This window comes from Nonomuraea sp. KM88 (assembly GCF_052245635.1).
Lineage (GTDB): Bacteria > Actinomycetota > Actinomycetes > Streptosporangiales > Streptosporangiaceae > Nonomuraea.
Window position 1 is genome coordinate 199,849 of the sequence record NZ_JBQQCC010000015.1, and the last position, 16,071, is coordinate 215,919.

At 70.5% G+C, this 16,071-nt stretch carries 16 protein-coding genes; 11 read left to right on the forward strand and 5 right to left on the reverse strand.

Translation table 11 applies throughout. The annotated features are described in order from the left end of the window. Positions 1–25 precede the first annotated feature (25 nt). The 5 genes from ACTWPV_RS36255 (at position 26) to ACTWPV_RS36275 (ending at position 4,248) form a co-directional block, all read left to right on the forward strand. A complete protein-coding gene (locus ACTWPV_RS36255; RefSeq protein ID WP_132505553.1) occupies positions 26–529 on the forward strand; it encodes a TrmH family RNA methyltransferase in 504 nt (167 codons plus the stop codon). Positions 530–666: 137 nt separating this feature from the next. Further along, positions 667–2,145 (forward strand): methionine--tRNA ligase, encoded by a 1,479-nt coding sequence (gene metG, locus ACTWPV_RS36260; RefSeq protein ID WP_443155226.1) that lies wholly within the window; start codon positions 667–669, stop codon positions 2,143–2,145. Positions 2,146–2,183: 38 nt separating this feature from the next. After that, a complete protein-coding gene (locus tag ACTWPV_RS36265; RefSeq protein ID WP_443155227.1) occupies positions 2,184–3,161 on the forward strand; it encodes a phosphotriesterase family protein in 978 nt (325 codons plus the stop codon). Positions 3,162–3,202: 41 nt separating this feature from the next. Next, positions 3,203–3,589: an STAS domain-containing protein gene (locus ACTWPV_RS36270; protein ID WP_443155228.1), complete on the forward strand. Its 387-nt coding sequence runs from the start codon at positions 3,203–3,205 to the stop codon at positions 3,587–3,589. A gap of 275 nt (positions 3,590–3,864) precedes the next feature. Beyond that, positions 3,865–4,248 carry a hypothetical protein gene (locus tag ACTWPV_RS36275; protein ID WP_443155229.1) on the forward strand — a complete coding sequence of 128 codons (384 nt, stop codon included), beginning with the start codon at positions 3,865–3,867 and terminating at the stop codon, positions 4,246–4,248. 230 nt (positions 4,249–4,478) lie between these two features. Here the strand turns inward: ACTWPV_RS36275 and ilvD are convergent, their stop codons facing one another. Both ilvD and ACTWPV_RS36285 read right to left on the reverse strand, forming a co-directional pair. Next, positions 4,479–6,128, reverse strand: a complete 1,650-nt coding sequence (ilvD, locus tag ACTWPV_RS36280) for a dihydroxy-acid dehydratase (RefSeq protein ID WP_443155230.1) — start codon at positions 6,126–6,128, stop codon at positions 4,479–4,481. Between the two features lie 33 nt (positions 6,129–6,161). Then, positions 6,162–7,424 carry a saccharopine dehydrogenase family protein gene (locus ACTWPV_RS36285; RefSeq protein ID WP_443155231.1) on the reverse strand — a complete coding sequence of 421 codons (1,263 nt, stop codon included), beginning with the start codon at positions 7,422–7,424 and terminating at the stop codon, positions 6,162–6,164. Positions 7,425–7,522: 98 nt separating this feature from the next. Between ACTWPV_RS36285 and ACTWPV_RS36290 the strand changes: the two genes are divergently transcribed. From ACTWPV_RS36290 to ACTWPV_RS36300, 3 genes are read left to right on the forward strand one after another with little or no spacing between them, the layout of a single operon-like run. Continuing rightward, positions 7,523–8,221: a TetR/AcrR family transcriptional regulator gene (locus tag ACTWPV_RS36290; RefSeq protein WP_443155232.1), complete on the forward strand. Its 699-nt coding sequence runs from the start codon at positions 7,523–7,525 to the stop codon at positions 8,219–8,221. A 38-nt stretch (positions 8,222–8,259) separates the two neighbouring features. Further along, on the forward strand, positions 8,260–8,610 hold the full coding sequence (locus ACTWPV_RS36295) for a hypothetical protein (protein ID WP_443155233.1): 351 nt from the start codon (positions 8,260–8,262) through the stop codon (positions 8,608–8,610). Positions 8,611–8,628: 18 nt separating this feature from the next. Further along, positions 8,629–9,702 (forward strand): spore photoproduct lyase family protein, encoded by a 1,074-nt coding sequence (locus ACTWPV_RS36300; protein WP_443155234.1) that lies wholly within the window; start codon positions 8,629–8,631, stop codon positions 9,700–9,702. A gap of 165 nt (positions 9,703–9,867) precedes the next feature. Here the strand turns inward: ACTWPV_RS36300 and ACTWPV_RS36305 are convergent, their stop codons facing one another. Then, entirely contained in the window at positions 9,868–10,173 is a 306-nt protein-coding gene (locus ACTWPV_RS36305; RefSeq protein ID WP_443155235.1) for a winged helix-turn-helix domain-containing protein, read from the reverse strand. A gap of 3 nt (positions 10,174–10,176) precedes the next feature. Next, positions 10,177–10,620 carry a hypothetical protein gene (locus ACTWPV_RS36310; protein ID WP_443155236.1) on the reverse strand — a complete coding sequence of 148 codons (444 nt, stop codon included), beginning with the start codon at positions 10,618–10,620 and terminating at the stop codon, positions 10,177–10,179. A 168-nt stretch (positions 10,621–10,788) separates the two neighbouring features. Here ACTWPV_RS36310 and ACTWPV_RS36315 point away from each other — a divergent pair, with 168 nt between their 5' ends. Then, positions 10,789–11,403: a M23 family metallopeptidase gene (locus tag ACTWPV_RS36315; RefSeq protein ID WP_443155237.1), complete on the forward strand. Its 615-nt coding sequence runs from the start codon at positions 10,789–10,791 to the stop codon at positions 11,401–11,403. Positions 11,404–11,513: 110 nt separating this feature from the next. Here ACTWPV_RS36315 and ACTWPV_RS36320 read toward each other — a convergent pair whose 3' ends face one another. Then, entirely contained in the window at positions 11,514–12,485 is a 972-nt protein-coding gene (locus tag ACTWPV_RS36320) for a hypothetical protein (protein ID WP_443155238.1), read from the reverse strand. A 149-nt stretch (positions 12,486–12,634) separates the two neighbouring features. Here ACTWPV_RS36320 and ACTWPV_RS36325 point away from each other — a divergent pair, with 149 nt between their 5' ends. After that, the gene (locus ACTWPV_RS36325; RefSeq protein WP_443155239.1) at positions 12,635–15,481 is read left to right on the forward strand and encodes an AfsR/SARP family transcriptional regulator; all 2,847 of its coding nucleotides are present in this window, start codon (positions 12,635–12,637) and stop codon (positions 15,479–15,481) included. Positions 15,482–15,612: 131 nt separating this feature from the next. Beyond that, the gene (locus ACTWPV_RS36330) at positions 15,613–15,915 is read left to right on the forward strand and encodes a hypothetical protein (RefSeq protein ID WP_443155240.1); all 303 of its coding nucleotides are present in this window, start codon (positions 15,613–15,615) and stop codon (positions 15,913–15,915) included. The last annotated feature ends 156 nt before the right edge of the window (positions 15,916–16,071 follow it).

The following is a 16,071-nucleotide window of genomic DNA, read 5'->3' on the forward strand; positions in this document are numbered from 1 at the left end:
CCGAGAGGCCCACCCTCCCGCGCGCATGAGCGGGATCCGGGTGCGCACCAGGAAAGATCTCCGGTCCCAGCGACGGCGGCGACCGCCCCGCTGCCTGGGTCACCTCACCGTCGCGCCGCTCTGGCCGATGCACAACGCCAACCTCGGCACCCTCCTGCGCACCTGTGACGCGGTCGGCGCGTGCCTGGCCGTGCCCCGCCTGCCGTGGGTGCCCGAGGCGCTGGCCAAGGGCAACACCCTGCGCAAGGGGGCCTGCGTGCACTGGGTGCGCCCGCTGGACTGGCTGGCCCGCAGGGAGGAGCGGGTGCTCGGCGTCGAGCTGGCCGAGGAGGCCATCCGGCTGGCCGACCTGCCGATGGCCAGGGAGCCCACCGTGGTCGTGCTGGGCCACGAGTCCACCGGCATTCCCGGCGAGGCGCTCGACCTGCTCGACGCCGTGGTCGAGATCCCCATGATCGGCACGGGCGCGAGCCTCAACGTGGCGGTGGCCGGGTCGCTCGTGCTGTACAAACTGGCCGGATTCTCCTGAGCTCGCCCTGTAGCATGGGGATCATGACGACGTGCCTGGTGATGATGAGCCCCTAGGGGGCTGCTCATCGGCGACGTCTTGTTGAGGCCCTGCGAGCGGGGCCTCTCGTCGTGTCCGGGGCCCCTTGGAGGCATCCGATGTACATCACGACGACCATCCCCTACGTCAACGCCCGCCCGCATCTCGGGCACGCCCTGGAGCTGGTCCAGGCCGACGTGCTGGCCCGGCACCACCGGCGGCGGGGCGAGCCCGTGCGGTTCCAGACCGGCACCGACGACAACTCCTTGAAGAACGTGCTGGCCGCCGAGGCGGAGGGCGTGCCGGTGCGGGAGCTGGTGGACAGGAACGCCGCCGCGTTCGAGGCGCTGCGGGGGCCGCTGGACCTGTCCTTCGACGCGTTCATCAGGACGAGCAGCCATCCGGGGCACCGTGCCGGCGTCGAGCGGATCTGGGAGGCCACCCGGCACGACCTCTACCAGCGGCACTACGAGGGGCTCTACTGCGTGGGCTGCGAGCAGTTCTACCCGGAAGGGCCCTGTCCCGATGGCCACGAGGCCCCGCTGCAGCTCGTCTCCGAGCAGAACTGGTTCTTCCGGCTCTCCCGCTATCAGGACATCCTGCTCGACCTCGTCCGCGGCGGGCGGCTCAGGATCGAGCCGGCGGCCCGGCGCAACGAGGTGCTGGCGTTCATCGAGGCAGGGTTGGACGACATCAGCGTCTCGCGGTCCGCCGCCCGCGCCCGGGGGTGGGGCATCCCGGTACCCGGCGATCCCGGCCAGGTCGTCTACGTGTGGTGGGACGCTCTCGCCAACTACGTCACCGCGCTCGAAGGCGGCGACTACGACCGCTGGTGGGTGGCCGAGCCGCGCAAGGTGCACCTCATGGGCAAGGGCGTGATCCGCTTCCACGCCGTCTACTGGCCCGCCATGTTGTTGTCCGCGGGAAAGCCGCTGCCCACGGGGATCTTCGTGCACGACTACCTCACGGCGGACGGCCGCAAGATCAGCAAGTCGTCCGGTGGCGCCGCCGACCCGGTGGCGCTGGTGGACGCGTACGGGGTCGACGCCGTGCGGTGGTGGCTGCTGCGCGAGGTGCCGCGCGTGGGCGACGCCGACTTCACCGAAGGACGGCTGGCCGCCCGCGCCGACGAGGACCTCGCCAACGGGCTGGGCAACCTGGTCAACCGGGTCGTCACCATGGTGCACCGGTTCCTGGACGGCCGGGTCCCCGTGGAGGCACGGGAAGAAGTGCCGTTCGACGTGGATGACGCGGTGCACGAGGCGCTGGAGGCCTTCGACTTCCGGCGGGCGGCGAGCGCCGTGCAGGCGCTGGTCGAGCAGGCCAACCGGTACGTCGAGCGGACCCGGCCCTGGGCGCGGTCGCGGGCCGGCCAGGAGGTTGCCCTGGCCACGCTGGTGCACGCGTGCCGGACGCTGGCCGTACAGCTGGAGCCGTTCCTGCCCACGGCGGCGGCGCGCGTGGCCGCGGCCGTGACTTTTGCGGGTGACGGGCGGCTGCCCCGGCCGGAGCCGTTGTTCCGGCGGCTGGCCGTGCCGACCGCCGGGCCCCGTGACGCCCCGCGAGCCGGTGTTGACGGCGGGCGGTCGCCAGCCTAGGTTGGCGCGCACCAGACCCGCCGGTATGGAGGCGCCGCATGCCCACCGTCGACACCCTGCGCGGTCCCGTGGACGTTGACGATCTCGGGCAGACCCTCATGCACGAGCACATCTTCGTCGTGGCCGCCGAACACCTGGACAACTACGGCAGGGGCGCGTGGTGGGACGAGGAGTTCCGGGTGGCGGACGCGGTCGGGAAGCTCAACGCGGTGGCGGCGAAGGGCGTGCGGACGCTGGTCGACCCGACGGTGTGGGGGCTGGGCCGCTACATCCCGCGCGTCCAGCGGGTCGCCGAGCAGGTGCCGGGCCTGAACATCATCGTCGCCACCGGCCTCTACTCCTTCGAGGAGTTGCCGCACCAGTACGAGCACCGGGGCCCGGGCCTGTTCCTCGACGGGCCCGACCCGATGGTCGACGACTTCGTCCGCGACCTCACCGACGGCATCGCCGACACCGGGGTCAGGGCGGCGTTCCTGAAGTGCGTCGTCGAGGCCAAGGGCCTGACGCCCGGCGTCGAGCGCATCTGCCGGGCGGTCGCGCGGGCGCACGCGCGCACCGGCGCGCCGATCACCGTCCACACCAACGCGTTCACCCAGAGCGGACTTCTCGCGCTCGACCTGTTCGCCGAGGAGGGAACCGACCTGGGGAAGGTGATCGTCGGGCACGCGGGGGACAGCAACGACCTCGACTACCTCATGCGCATGGCCGACACCGGCGCGACCCTCGGAATGGACCGCTTCGGGTTGGACGTCTACAACTCGACCGCGCAGCGGGTGGCCACGATCGCGGAGCTCTGTCAGCGCGGATACGCCGACCGTATGGTCCTCAGTCATGACACCGCCTGTTTCATGGACTACTTCGGCGGTGCCTGGGATGACGCCCGCGCCACGCTCGCGCCCAACTGGCGCTACGATCACATTCACGACGACGTGTTGGCCGCACTGCTCGACTCGGGTGTGACCGATGGCCAGATTGAGCAGATGCTGGTGTTCAACCCGAAGCGCTACTTCTCGTAGAGTGGTTGGATCGGGCAAGCAACGCAGGTAGGTGGAGCTGGGTGACTTCGGAGCAGGCCTTGTCGATAAGCCTCGGACTCCAGGGACCCTGTGTCATCGCGCGGTTGACGGGGGATTTCGACTTCGGCTCCGCCGCGGAGGTTCGCGACCGCGTCACCAAGGCTCTCGACCTGACCCAGCCTCCGCTGCTCGTCATCGACATGCAGGCGGTCAGCGTCTGCGACTCCTCGGGCCTGTCCGTGCTGGTCTACCTGCACAAGGCCGTCACCGCCTCAGGGGGCCGGCTGCTGTTGTCGGGGCTCAACGGCCGCTGCAAGCACCTGTTCGCGATCACCGCGCTCGACAAGTTCTTCGACATCCGCAGCACGGCCGAGCTGGCCATCGCCGAGCTCAACGAAGCGGGCGATGTGCCGCCGTTCACCGACTGAGTGCCGGCAAAGGGCCCAGCCGAAGGGCCGTCTGCTGCCGTGCTGTCCCTGCTCAGCAGGCTGGGCATCTCCGGCATCCGGGTATAAGCCCAGCATAAAAATGTAACTGTTTCATATCAGATCGCCTTGGTGAAATGTTGGTATTTCCGGATTCTTGTTGTAATCGACTGGATACCGGTCGCTGCCACAGGGGGATGGCGACGGCATCACTGGGGGAAATCATGATCAAAAGTCTGGTTGGAACGTTCTTAGTCGCCGCTGCGGCTACCTCGCTCATGGCCGCGCCCGCCGGCGCGACGTCGTCCTCGGCCGGCGCGTCCTCGGCCGGCGCGGTCGCGGTCACCGCCAAGCCTCATCTCATTCGCGGCAAGATCTCCTTCGGCCGGTGCGGGCACACCTGCCGGGTCAAGGTCAGAATCAAGAACATCTCGCGTACGACCGTCTTCAACGTCAGGCTCAAGGCCCGGCTCAAGGTCAACGGCAGGCACGTGGGCACGTGCTACGACAACGTCGGAACCATCAGGGCCCGCAAGACCCGCTGGGCCTCGTGCACCGTGCGGTCCAGGAGCCTCTCCCGCGCCTACAACCGGTATCTCGCCGGCAGGAGCGACTACAACCGGCACGTCTTCACCACGACCTACTACAGGTATTACCGCTAGACGACGGACGAGGGCCGGCCGCGTCGCGGCCGGCCCTCGGGCCTACGCGGTGACGAGGAGCGCCAGCCCGATCAGCACCACGACCGGGACAAGCCACATCACGGCCTCGACAGCGAACTCCTTGTACATCGCGTGAATCTCCTTCTCCGGGGCAGGCACACGTCAATGGGCAGCATAGCCGCCCGCCGACCATGCCGAGGTCGCCGAGCTCGCGGAGCTCGCCGCCGGGCTCAGGCGGTGACCGCGCCGTCGGAGGCGGAGCGGACGGTGGCCACATATTTGGTCAGCACGCCGCGTTCGACCTCGCGTTCCGGCCGCTGCCAGGCGGCGCGGCGGCGTTCCAGCTCGGCCTCGGGCACCAGCAGGTCGAGGGTCGCGGCGGCGCTGTCGATGACGATCGGGTCGCCGTCGCGCACCAGCGCGATCGGCCCGCCGTGGTACGCCTCGGGGGCCACGTGCCCGATCACCCGCCCGTGCGAGACCCCGCTGAAACGGCCGTCGGTCACGAGGGCCACCGAGGTGCCGAGGCCCCGGCCGACCAACGGGCCGGTGATCGAGAGCATCTCGCGCATGCCGGGCCCGCCCGCCGGCCCCTCATAGCGGACCACGATCACGTCGCCGGGCACGATGAGGTCCGCCTCGATGGCGGCGATGCACGCGTCCTCGGAGTCGAAGACCTTGGCCGGGCCTTCGTGGCGGAAGTCGTCCTTGCCGCCCAGTTTGAGCACGCATCCGTCGGGGGCGAGTGAGCCGCGCAGGATGGCCAGGGCGCCGCGGGCCTTGAACGGCTGGTCCGCGCCGGCCACGACGGTCTGGCCCGGTGTCTCCCGGGCCTGCGCGGCGACGTCGGCGAGCGTGCGGCCGTCGACCAGGGTGACGTTCTCGCGCAGCAGGCCGGCTTCCAGCAGGCGGCGGACGACGAGGGAGGTGCCGCCCGCCCGCCACAGGTCGGCGGCGGTGTGAGGGCCGCCGCTCGGCTTGAGCCCGGTGATGATCGGGACCTGGCGGCAGACCTCGCCGATCGTGTCGATGGCGAGGGGAAGTCCCGCTTCGCGGGCGATGGCGAGCAGGTGCAGGACGGCGTTGGTGGAGCCGCCCATGGCCGCGACCGAGACGATCGCGTTGTGCAGGGCGTCGGCGGTCAGGATGCGGGAGGGGCGGGCGTCGCGGGCCAGCGCCTCCATGGCGATCTGGCCGGCGTGGCGGGCGGCGGTGTCCTTCTCCGGGGCCACGGCGGGGATGTCGCCGATGCCGAAGGGCGCCAGGCCGAGGAAGTCGGCGACGCTGCCCATGGTGTTGGCGGTGTACTGGGCGGCGCAGGTGCCGGCCCCGGGGCAGGCGTGGCGGGCCAGGTCGTCGAGTTCGGCCTGGTCGAGGCGGCCGACGGCGCGTTCGCCGAGGGCTTCCCACATGTCCTGGATGGTGACGTCGTGTCCGCGCCAGCGGCCCGGCAGCATGCTGCCGCTGTAGAGGACGACCGCGGGCACGTCGAGGCGGGCCAGCGCCATGATGGCGGCCGGCACGGTCTTGTCGCAGCCGACGATGGCCACCAGGGCGTCGAAGGAGTGGGCCCGGCCCATGAGCTCGATCGAGTCGGCGATCACTTCGCGGCTGATCAGCGAGGCGCGCATGCCTGGCGTGTGCATGGTGAGGTTGTCGGAGACGGCGATGGTGTTGAACTCCATCGGCAGCCCGCCCGCCGCGCGCACGCCGTCGGCCACGTGCGCGGCCAGCTCGCGGTGGTTCAGGTTGCACGGCATGGTGCCGGTCCAGGTGGAGGCGATGCCCACCACGGGGCGGCGCATGTCCTCGTCCGACAGGCCCATGGCATAGAGGTGGGAGCGGGCGGGTGCGCGGTCGGGGTCGTCGGCGATGCTCAAGGGGTCAACCTCCGGTGTACGGGTCGTCGCACCTCAATGATCCTGTGCCCGCTCCCGGCGGCTTCCTCCGGCCCCCTCCTGCTCGCGCAGGCCCCACGGCGAGCCGTACGCCACCAGCAGGTCCAGGAACGGACGCGGCTCGAACGCCTCCGGCCCCAGCACGCCCGCGCCCTTCCACACGCCGCCGGCCAGCAGTTCGAGGGCGACGACGGGATTGACGGCGGTCTGCCAGACCACGGCCTGGGAGCCGTACTCGTGCATCGACCACGCGTTGTCCACCACGTGGTACAGGTACACCTCGCGCGCCCGCCCGTCCTTGGCCCCCTTCACCCAGGTGCCGGCGCAGGTCCTGCCGCGCATGCGGTCGCCGAGCCCCGCCGGATCGGGCAGCACGGCGGCGACCACGTCGCGCGGGGCCACCAGGGCGGTGCCCTGGCCGGACCTGATCCTGACCGGTTCGGTGCCGGACAGCCCGAGCGTGTGCAGGGCCCTGAGCTTGTCGATGAAGTCCTGGCCGAGGCCGTACTTGAAGGTGACCCGGCCGGCGTCCACCCAGCGCGGGACCAGCACGACCTCCTCATGCTCGACGTTCACGCACTCGACCGGGCCGATGCCCTCGGGGAAGTCGAAGACCTCCGGCTCGCTGAACGGCTCAGTGGTGTGCCAGCCGCGGCCCTTCTCGTAGACGACCGGCGGGTTGAGGCATTCCTCGAGGGTGGTCCAGATGGAGAACGACGGCGCGAACGCGTGACCCTCGACGGTCAGGTCGCCGCCGTCCCTGACGCCGATCTCCTCGATCTCGTCGAAGAGCTCGTCGGCGGCGTACCTGGCGAAGACGTCGGAGAGGCCCGGCTCCACGCCCATGCCGACCAGGGCGAGCCGCCCGGACGCGGACCACGCGTCCGCGCGGGCGAACTGCTCGTCGCCCAGCTTCACCCCCACCTCCTCGTACGGCCGGTCGGGGTGCGGCCGCGACAGCGACATCGCCATGTCGAGATAGTCCGCTCCGGCCGCGAGCGCCGCCTCGAACAGCGGCAGCACGAAACGGGGGTCGGTGGCGTTCAGCAGGACGTCGCAGCGGTGTACGGCGAGCAGCGCGGCCACGGCGGCGGTGTCGCCGGCGTCGACCCTGGCGGGGGTGAACCTGCCCGCCCGCTCGCCCAGCGCGGTGATGGCCGCCTCGGCGCGGGGGAGGTCGTAGTCGGCGACGACCATGTGCTCGAAGAACGGGCGGCGCGCCGCGATCCTGGTGATGGCGGTGCCCACACCGCCGGATCCCACGAGAAGGATGCGCATGACGATAAATCCCCTTCTAAGTGGATTCGAGGGGCGTGTCGTCCATCCCATGCCGGTAGGCTCATCAACGTCAATGGTGTTGACATAAAGGGCGGGCCATGACCGAACGGATGGTCGGCGAGACGTCGCGCAGGCGGCGGCGCCCCACCAAGCAAGGGCAGGTCCTGACCCACCGGCTCATCGTCGAGACCGCCCTGCGGATGTTGCGCGAGCACGGCGCGGCAGGGCTCAGCGCCCGCCGGCTCGGCCTCGCGCTCGGGGCCGACGCCAGCGCCGTCTACCGCTACTTCCGCGGCATGGACGACCTCGTCCTCGCGATCGCGGACGAGCTGTACGGCCACGCCATGGCCGGCTGGGCGGCCACCGGCGACTGGCAGGCCGACCTGCGCGACCTCGGCCTGCGCATCCACCACGCCTACCTCGCCCACCCGCAGGCCGCCCTGCTGACCGCCAGCCGCGTCACCGGCCGGCCGAACGAGGTGGCGGGCGACGAGACGATCCTCGGCATCCTGCGCGGCGCCGGCTTCCCCGACGACGACGCCGTCCGGATCTACCACGCGTTCATCGACCAGAGCCTGGCCTTCGCCATCCTCGACGCCGCCACCCTGGCGCTCCCCAAGGCGGCGCGGGAGGCCGACGAGGAAGTGTGGCGCGACACGTACGCGCGGCTGCCCGCCACCACCCACCCCAACATCGCCGCCACCGCGCCGCTCCTGGTCGCCCGCATGAACGACAGCGCCTACCCGACGGCGCTCGACATGCTGCTGTCCAGCGCTTCGTCCCAGCTCGGCGGGTAGATCGCAGGTATGCCCGAGCCATCCACGTGCACCTGGGCATGCGCGGCCTCTTCCTGCGCCACGCCGACCCGTCGGCCGTCCCGCAACGCGGCACCCGGCTCCGGCTGGCCACGGACGAGGTGGCGTACGACCTCATCGCCCCCATCCAGTGCGAGCCGCTCGGCCCGCGTGCCTCGCTCGGCCCCGACCCGCTGCGCGGGATGTGGCAGGCGGCGACCGCGTACATGCCGCTCGGCAGGGACGCCGGGCAGGTCGTCAGCGACCCGGACGCCCCGGACGAGCGCCGGGTCTGCAAGCGTGAACGTTGCCGCCGGTGCGGGGCCGCCGTACGGACCTGGCAGCTCGCCTCCAGAACCGCGTATGCCTGCCCGGTGGACCAGTCCGGGTAGCCTGGCAGCAGGAGTGACATGAGCATCACCACACGTGACCACCTGCTGGACATCCGGCGCATCTACCTCGAGCCCGCGGCCGCCGAGCTGCCCCGGGGCCAGGAGATCCTCGCCCGCTTTCCCGGCGCCGAGCTCATCGAGATCGCCGGCCACCACCGCATCCCCGAGCTCTACGGCGACGAGCGCAACGTCGCCCGATGGGTGCGCATCAAGACCGAGGCGCTGGTGCTCGGGGTGAAGAAGTCGCTGACGGCCCGCCCCAACGGCCGCTCCGCCGACTTCATCGCCCCTTCCACGGCCAACGGTTGCGCGATGGCCTGCGCCTACTGCTACGTGCCGCGCCGCAAGGGATACAGCAACCCGATCACCGTCTTCGCCAACATCGACAAGATCATCGCCTACCTCCGGCGTCACGCCGCCCGGCAGGGCGTCAAGTCCGAGCCCAACCAGGTCGATCCCCACGACTGGGTCTACGACATCGGCGAGAACTCCGACTGCTCCGTCGACGCCACGATCTCCCGGAACGTCCGCGACCTGGTGGAGACGTTCCGCGACCTCCCCGGCGCCAAGGCCAGCTTCGCCACCAAGTACGTCAACCGCGACCTGCTCGACTGGGACCCTCGGTCGAGTACCAGGATCCGCTTCAGCCTCATGCCCGCCGCCGACTCCAAGCTCCTCGACATCCGCACCTCACCCCTCACCGACAGGATCGCGGCGATCAACGACTTCGTCGCCGCCGGGTACGAAGTGCACGTCAACCTCAGCCCGGTCGTGGTCCGCGACGGCTGGCTGGAGAGCTGGGCCGAACTGCTGGAGCAACTCGACGACGCCCTCAACCCCGAGGCACGCCGGCAGCTCGCCGCCGAGATCGTGTTCCTCACCCACAACGAACGCCTCCACGAGGTCAACCTGGGCTGGCATCCCCAGGCGGAGGAGGTGTTGTGGCGGCCGGACGTGCAGCAGGCCAAACGGTCGCAGACGGGCGGCTGGAACGTCCGCTACCGCACCGGCCTCAAGGGACGCTACGTGGCCGCCCTCACCGACCTGATCACCACCAGGCTTCCCTACTGCCGCATCCGCTACGCCTTCTGAGCCCGGTCCACAGCGGGAGGGTCATCCCGTACGTAACCCGGCGCCACGCGGACGGCGCGCCCGAACTCGGGCGAGTCGGTCACCCGCGGATTCGGGGACGTGAACTCACCTCAATGCCGCGCACATATCGATCCACCTTTCGGGATGATCAGTCACTTCCCGCGTTCATGCGCGAGGGGTGCCATCCGTGATCTGCCGGAGTGTGGCCATGTAGCTCTGGAAGGCGTCACGCCCGGCGTCGGTCAGCGACAGCCAGGTTCGAGGACGCTTGCCGACGAAGCCTTTCGTCACCCGCACATAACCCGCCTTCTCCAGCGTCTGGATGTGCTTGGACAGCAGCGAGTCGCTGACCTCGATCGTGTCCCTCAGGTAGCTGAACTCGACCGTCTCCGCCGCCGCGAGCATGGCCGTGATGGACAGCCGTACCGGCGCGTGGATGATCTCGTCGAGCGCGTGCCGAGGATGGCTCACCGATCACTCCCCGGAGCGGAACACGCGCACCGCGCCGTACAGCAGGGGAGCGCCCGCGATCAGCGCGACCACGACGTCGGGCACCACCCACTCCGGCCCCGGCTCAATCGGGCGCAGGAACATGTTGTAGAGGGACGCGAGCACGACCGTCCCCACGAATGCCCCGGTGACAGGGTAGACGATCCGGGACATCAGCCGACTGTAGACCCGCTCGCGGAAGACGAGGCGAGCGCCGAGCACCACGCCGACGACGAGGAGGAGCCCTAGGCCGCTGTAGTCCTGGACCGCCTCGGGGCCGAACAGCTCGGCCAGCCAGTAGGCGGTGGTGATCAGCCACAACGACAGGAAGAAGATCGCGCCCCGTCGGCCCGTCCTTCGTACGGCGCTCTGCGCGCGGTTCACTTCGCGCAGGGCGGCTTCCGCTGACAATTCGTCATGTTCAGGCATGTTTCCTCCAAGTCACATTCTTTACTCTGAAGAGAGTACTCAACCGTCGTTCAAGTGTCGAGCCCCGGATCGAACGCAGCGAATCCAAAGCCTGCGCATAAGCGGCGCGATAACCCCCTCGTCTCACACTGGTTCCACCGGATGTGATCAAGCGCAGGAGGGATACACATGACGGGGGAAATCCGCAAACCGCTGGCCGCACTCACGCTGGCCGTACTCACCGGCGTCGGGCTGGTCGGGCCCGCTCAGTTGGCCCACGCCGACGCTTCGCACGCAAGAGGGCCGCGTCCAGCCATGCAGCTCCCGTTCCCGTGCGAGCAGAAGTGGCGTCTGAATACCTGGGGCCACGCGCCGGCACTGGACATGGTGCGGGAACCGCAGAGAGCAACCAACGGATCCAAGCTCATCGCGCCGGCTGCCGGGACCGTGGTCATGTCGAAGTGGAGCAACGGCGCCGGGCACAGCGTCAAGATCGATCACGGTGGCGGGTGGTACACCGTCTACATCCATCTGCGGGTCCGCAGCGTCAAGGTCGGCGACCGGCTCACCCGCGGTTCCGTGCTGGGACAGGTGGGCGGCACGGGGACGAACGGCAATACCCCTCACCTGCACTTCGAGACCTGGTACGACAAGAACGGTGACGGAAAGACCGGATGGGGCGGACCGGGAGTGGAACGGGTCCCATCCGTTTTTAACGGCGCCGTCTACGGAAACCGCGACGGCCAGGAATACCGCAATGTCTCCAGCAACAACTGCAATGTCGGGGAACTGGGACCGCACTGATCCGCCCAGGTGACCTACCCGCCCAGTCCTGTGCTTCCGAGGGGCGGTACAGCCTCGTCCAGGGGTGAGGGACGGTTCTGGGGATGTGTCGGCTCGGATCTGATCAGGGGTCAGAGGCGGTTCTGGGCGATGCGTTTGCCCAGACCGGCCAGGGAGTCGTCGGCCATGAGCGCGGGCAGGCGCGGCGCGTCCTCGTCGATCCGGCGCAGCACCGCGGGATGGTCGCCGCTGAAACGACTCCACGCCCTGACCACCTCCGGCATCGCCGCGATGGCCGCCTCCGAAAGGATCGCCTCCCGGGGCAACCACGACGTCAGGAACGCCGAGACCCGTTGCGGGCTCCACCACCGCGGCCGGTCCCCGACGAACTCGGCCAGCTTCTCGAACGCCTCCCCCGCCCCCTGCATCTCCGGCAGGTCCCGGAACCGGGCCAAGATGTCGTCGGACGCGCCACGCACCAGCCCCGGGACGCCCTGGGCCCGGGTGATCGCCAGCGGCCGCACGCTCGCCAGCGTGTCCGCGACCTCCGCTCCCATGATCCGGTCACCCAGTTCGAACGCGTCCAGGATCCGCCCGGCCACCGTTCCGGACTCGGCCCCCTCCAGCCCCAGATCGTCAAGGAACTTGACCTCCTCGACCAGCGCGTCGACCGCCAGCCCGCCTTGCGGCTGGTCGATGCCGACGACCAGGAGGTGCGGCTCCTTGCCGTTGTCGTAGCGGAAGGAGAGCACGGCCAGGACCTGCTCGCCGTACGGGTCGGCCTTGCCGTACCAGGCGCCCTCGCACGTCACCCGTCCCATCCGGCGCACCCACCCGGCGAGCGTCCCGGCCAGCCCGCGAGCGGCCTCGGCGTACACTTCGACACCCGCCCCCGTCGTCGCGTCACCCGCCGGGGCGGGCATGTCCGGCAAACCCGGGGCGTCGGGAGGAGACAGCGGACGGCCCGCGTTGACCGCCGCGATGGCGACCAGCGTGAGCCGCGCCTCCGGACCGCCGTCCACCGCCAGCTCGCTCAGGAACGGCCGGATCTGCGCCGGATCCAACCCGGCCGTGACCTTGGCCGCCCAGAGCTCGGTCCGCAAGGGCGAACGCCACCTGAGCAGGTCACGCGCCTGGACGACAGCCGTGGAAAACGCCTCTGTGCTCACCATCCGACCGTACCTCGCTGACGCGCGCCCCTTTTCCCTCGCTCCTGCCCCCTATCCTGATCACAGGCGAAGAGTGGGGCAGCATGGAGATCCGCATTCTCGGGCCTGTCGAGGTCCGTCGAGACGGGGCGCCGGTGCCGCTTGGCGGTTCGAAACAGCGCGCGCTCCTCGCGCTTCTGGTGCTCAACGCGAACGGTGTGGTCTCCGTCGATCGGGTGATCTCGGCGCTGTGGGACGAGGACGTGCCGGCAACGGTCGCCAACCAGATCCAGCAGATGGCGTCCAAGCTACGCCGAGCGCTGGGCAGGCACACCGGCCGCGAGACTCCACTCGTGTACCGCTCCTCGGGCTACGTCCTGCGCCTGGACGAGACGGCGAGCGATCTCGCTGTCTTCGAGCGCTTCGCGGAGCGCGGACGTGCCGCGCTCGCCGACGGCCGGCCGGCCGACGCTGCTCGCGATCTCGGCGCCGCGCTCGAGCTGTGGCGGGGTCCCGCACTGGGCGACACGACCGGCCCGCTGATCCTCCTGGAACGGCCACGGCTGGAGGAACGACGCCTCGGGGCCGTGCAGGACAGGATCGACGCCCAGTTCGCGCTCGGCCGACATGCCGATCAGATCGGTGCGCTGACGGCGCTGGTGGCCGAACATCCACTGCGCGAGTCGTTCCGCGAACGACTCATGCTCGCGCTGTACCGATCGGGCCGCCAGGCCGATGCGCTGGCCGAATACCAGCGGCTGTACCACCTTCTCGACGAGGAGCTGGGCATCCAGCCATGCGCGAGCGCGCAACGACTGCATCGGCAGATGCTTGCCGGCGCACCCGATCCGGAGGCCGGGCCGGTGCCGGGCCCGCCGCCGGCTTCGGCCGCGCTCGCCGGGCACGGGCCACGGGACGTACCGGTCGTGCCGCGCCACCTTCCCGCGGCCACCCGCGACTTCGTCGGACGGGGGGACCAGGTCAAGCTGCTCGACGAGCTGCTGCCCGACGGCGAGAGCGGCGACGCGCCCGCCGTGGTGATCTCGGCGGTCTCCGGCACCGCCGGCATCGGCAAGACCGCGCTCGCGGTGCACTGGGCGCACCGGGTCGCCGAGCGATTTCCCGACGGCCAGCTGTACGTGAACCTGCGTGGCCACGACCCGCTCGGTCACGGGCTGTCGCCGGCCGAGGCGTTGCGCCGGTGTTTCGACGCGCTGGGAGTGCCACCGCAGCGGATCCCTGCCGACGTGGACGCCCAGGCGGGGCTCTACCGCAGCCTCCTGGCGGGAAAGCGCATGCTCGTTCTCCTTGACGACGCTCGTGACGAGGAACAGGTACGGCCGCTGCTGCCGGCCTCACCAGGCTGCTTCGCCCTGATCACCAGCCGCAACCAGCTCTCCGGCCTGGTCGCGGCCCAGGCCGCCCGGCCGATCCCGCTGAGCCTGCTCACCGAGGTCGAAGCGCGCGAGTTGCTTGCTCGCCGGCTCGGCGACGATCGTGTCGTCGCCGAGCGTGAGGCCGTCGACGCCATCATCTCTCGCTGCGCGCGGCTCCCGCTTGCCCTGGCGGTGATGGCCGCCCGCGCCGCCGCCCAACCCGACTTCCCGCTCCGTGCGTGGGCCGAGCGGCTGCGCGACGCCGAGAGCACCCTCGACGCCTTCTCGGGCCCGGATCCCGCCACTGACCTCAGAGCGGTGTTCGCCGTCTCCTACGACGGGCTCTCCGCGGGCGCGGCCCAGCTCTTCCGGCTTCTCGGACTCCACCCCGGCCCGGACGTCTCGCTCACCGCCGTCGCCAGTCTCGCCGGCATCCACGTCTCCCAGGTGCGGCCCCTGCTGGCCACCCTCACCGCCGCGCAGCTGCTCATCGAGCACCGTCCCGGCCGCTTCACCTTCCACGACCTGCTTCGCGCGTACGCCAACGAGCTCGTACGCGGGCAGGAGAGCAGCGCCGAAGCGCACAGGGCTCTTCGCCGCCTGCTCGACCACTACGTGCACACGGGCCGCCGGGCAGCGCTGCTGATCAACCCGGCGCGCCGCGAGATCACCCTCGACGATCCCGTTCACGGTGTCACGATCGGCGATCTGACCGGCAGCCGGCAGGCCGAGGCCTGGTTCTCCGACGAGCGTTCCGTTCTTCTCGCGGCCATCGACCTGTCGGTGGGCGCCGGGTTCGATGCGGCGGCCTGGCAGATCGCCTGGACTCTCGAGAACTTCCTCGACTGGCAGGCCCAGTGGGGCGACTTCGCCGGCATCCAGACGATCGCTCTCGCCGCCGCCAAGCGGCGGGGCGACACCTTCCAGCAGGTGCTCTCACACCTGGCCCTGGGTTGTGCGTCCAGCAGCCTCGCGCGGTACGACGACGCCCACACCCATGCGAAGCGGGCGTTGGAGCTCGCGGCGGAGATCGACGACGAGGCGGCGCAGGCGGAGGCGCATCATACGCTCGCCTGGGTCCACGGGCAGCGCGGTGACCTCGACGAGGCCGCCCACCACATGCGGCTCGCCCTTGAGCTGTACCGCGTCGCGGACGTGCCGCACGGGCAGGCCGAGATGCTCAGCGGGCTCGGACGGCTGTACGCCGACCTCGGCGACGGCGACCGGGCCGTCAGCTGCTGCCGGCAAGCGCTCGCCCTGTTCCAGGAGATCGGCGACGCGCGTGGGCAGGGCGCGGCATGGGACGCTCTCGGGTACGCCCACCACCACCTCGGCCACCACGAAGAAGCCATCACGTGCCACCGCCAGGCCCTCGATCTCCTGCGAACCGGGCGGGACAGCGTGACGGAGGCGGAGACGCTCCTCCACCTCGGCGACGTGCACGCCACCCTGCACGACGATCAGGCGGCGCGACTGGCCTGGCAGGACGCGCTGGCCATCCTGGACGAGCTCTCCCACCCCGACGCCGACGAGGTGCGCGCGAAGCTCCGTAACCACCGTCAGGCCTCGGGGTGAACTCCTGAACCGTACGGGCCTCCCGATTCGGCGAGGAGCAAGGCAAGCCGGCTGAACGCGCGCTCCGCAGGGTCCTCCGCTGGGCCCGGCGCACCCAAAGCCCACGCATATGCGTCGCGATTGCCGCCGCGTTGTCGATGGCCGGCGGCGCGACCGCCGCGTCGCCGGCCGCGGCGAGCAGCGAGCCGGTGCCCCCGCCGCCGGTCGTCAGGTCCCTCGACAACGGCGTGAGGTGCTGGCCGGGAACCGACAAGACCGGCGAGGTCTACATCGACAACTGCTGGTTCCGCCGCTCCTCCGACGGCGCCCACCACGCCGATCTCTACGCCTGGGATGCCAACTCGGGCAACGGCACGTGCGTCCCGGGAAGCCGTGCAGTGGCGGCACAACATCTGCAACCCCTACGACGACCCTCACCAACTCGCGGGCGCTGAAGGCATCGGCGTCGCGGGGAGGCGTGTCCAAGGTCAGGGCTGGCCGGGGGCGTGCGCCTCGCCGGGGAAGACCTGTCCGGTGCCGGGGCGGGGATGCCGGCCCTCGCCGGAAGCCGCTGGGCGGCGTTTCGCGAGGGCCGGCGTCGGGCCGGGATG

Coding starts and splice junctions, on each gene's coding strand:
- ACTWPV_RS36255 (WP_132505553.1), top strand. CDS start 26: ATGAGCGGGATCCGGGTGCGCACCAGGAAAGATCTCCGGTCCCAGCGA.
- metG (WP_443155226.1), top strand. CDS start 667: ATGTACATCACGACGACCATCCCCTACGTCAACGCCCGCCCGCATCTC.
- ACTWPV_RS36265 (WP_443155227.1), top strand. CDS start 2,184: ATGCCCACCGTCGACACCCTGCGCGGTCCCGTGGACGTTGACGATCTC.
- ACTWPV_RS36275 (WP_443155229.1), top strand. CDS start 3,865: ATGGCCGCGCCCGCCGGCGCGACGTCGTCCTCGGCCGGCGCGTCCTCG.
- ACTWPV_RS36285 (WP_443155231.1), bottom strand. CDS start 7,424: ATGCGCATCCTTCTCGTGGGATCCGGCGGTGTGGGCACCGCCATCACC.
- ACTWPV_RS36290 (WP_443155232.1), top strand. CDS start 7,523: ATGACCGAACGGATGGTCGGCGAGACGTCGCGCAGGCGGCGGCGCCCC.
- ACTWPV_RS36295 (WP_443155233.1), top strand. CDS start 8,260: ATGCGCGGCCTCTTCCTGCGCCACGCCGACCCGTCGGCCGTCCCGCAA.
- ACTWPV_RS36300 (WP_443155234.1), top strand. CDS start 8,629: ATGAGCATCACCACACGTGACCACCTGCTGGACATCCGGCGCATCTAC.
- ACTWPV_RS36310 (WP_443155236.1), bottom strand. CDS start 10,620: ATGCCTGAACATGACGAATTGTCAGCGGAAGCCGCCCTGCGCGAAGTG.
- ACTWPV_RS36315 (WP_443155237.1), top strand. CDS start 10,789: ATGACGGGGGAAATCCGCAAACCGCTGGCCGCACTCACGCTGGCCGTA.
- ACTWPV_RS36325 (WP_443155239.1), top strand. CDS start 12,635: ATGGAGATCCGCATTCTCGGGCCTGTCGAGGTCCGTCGAGACGGGGCG.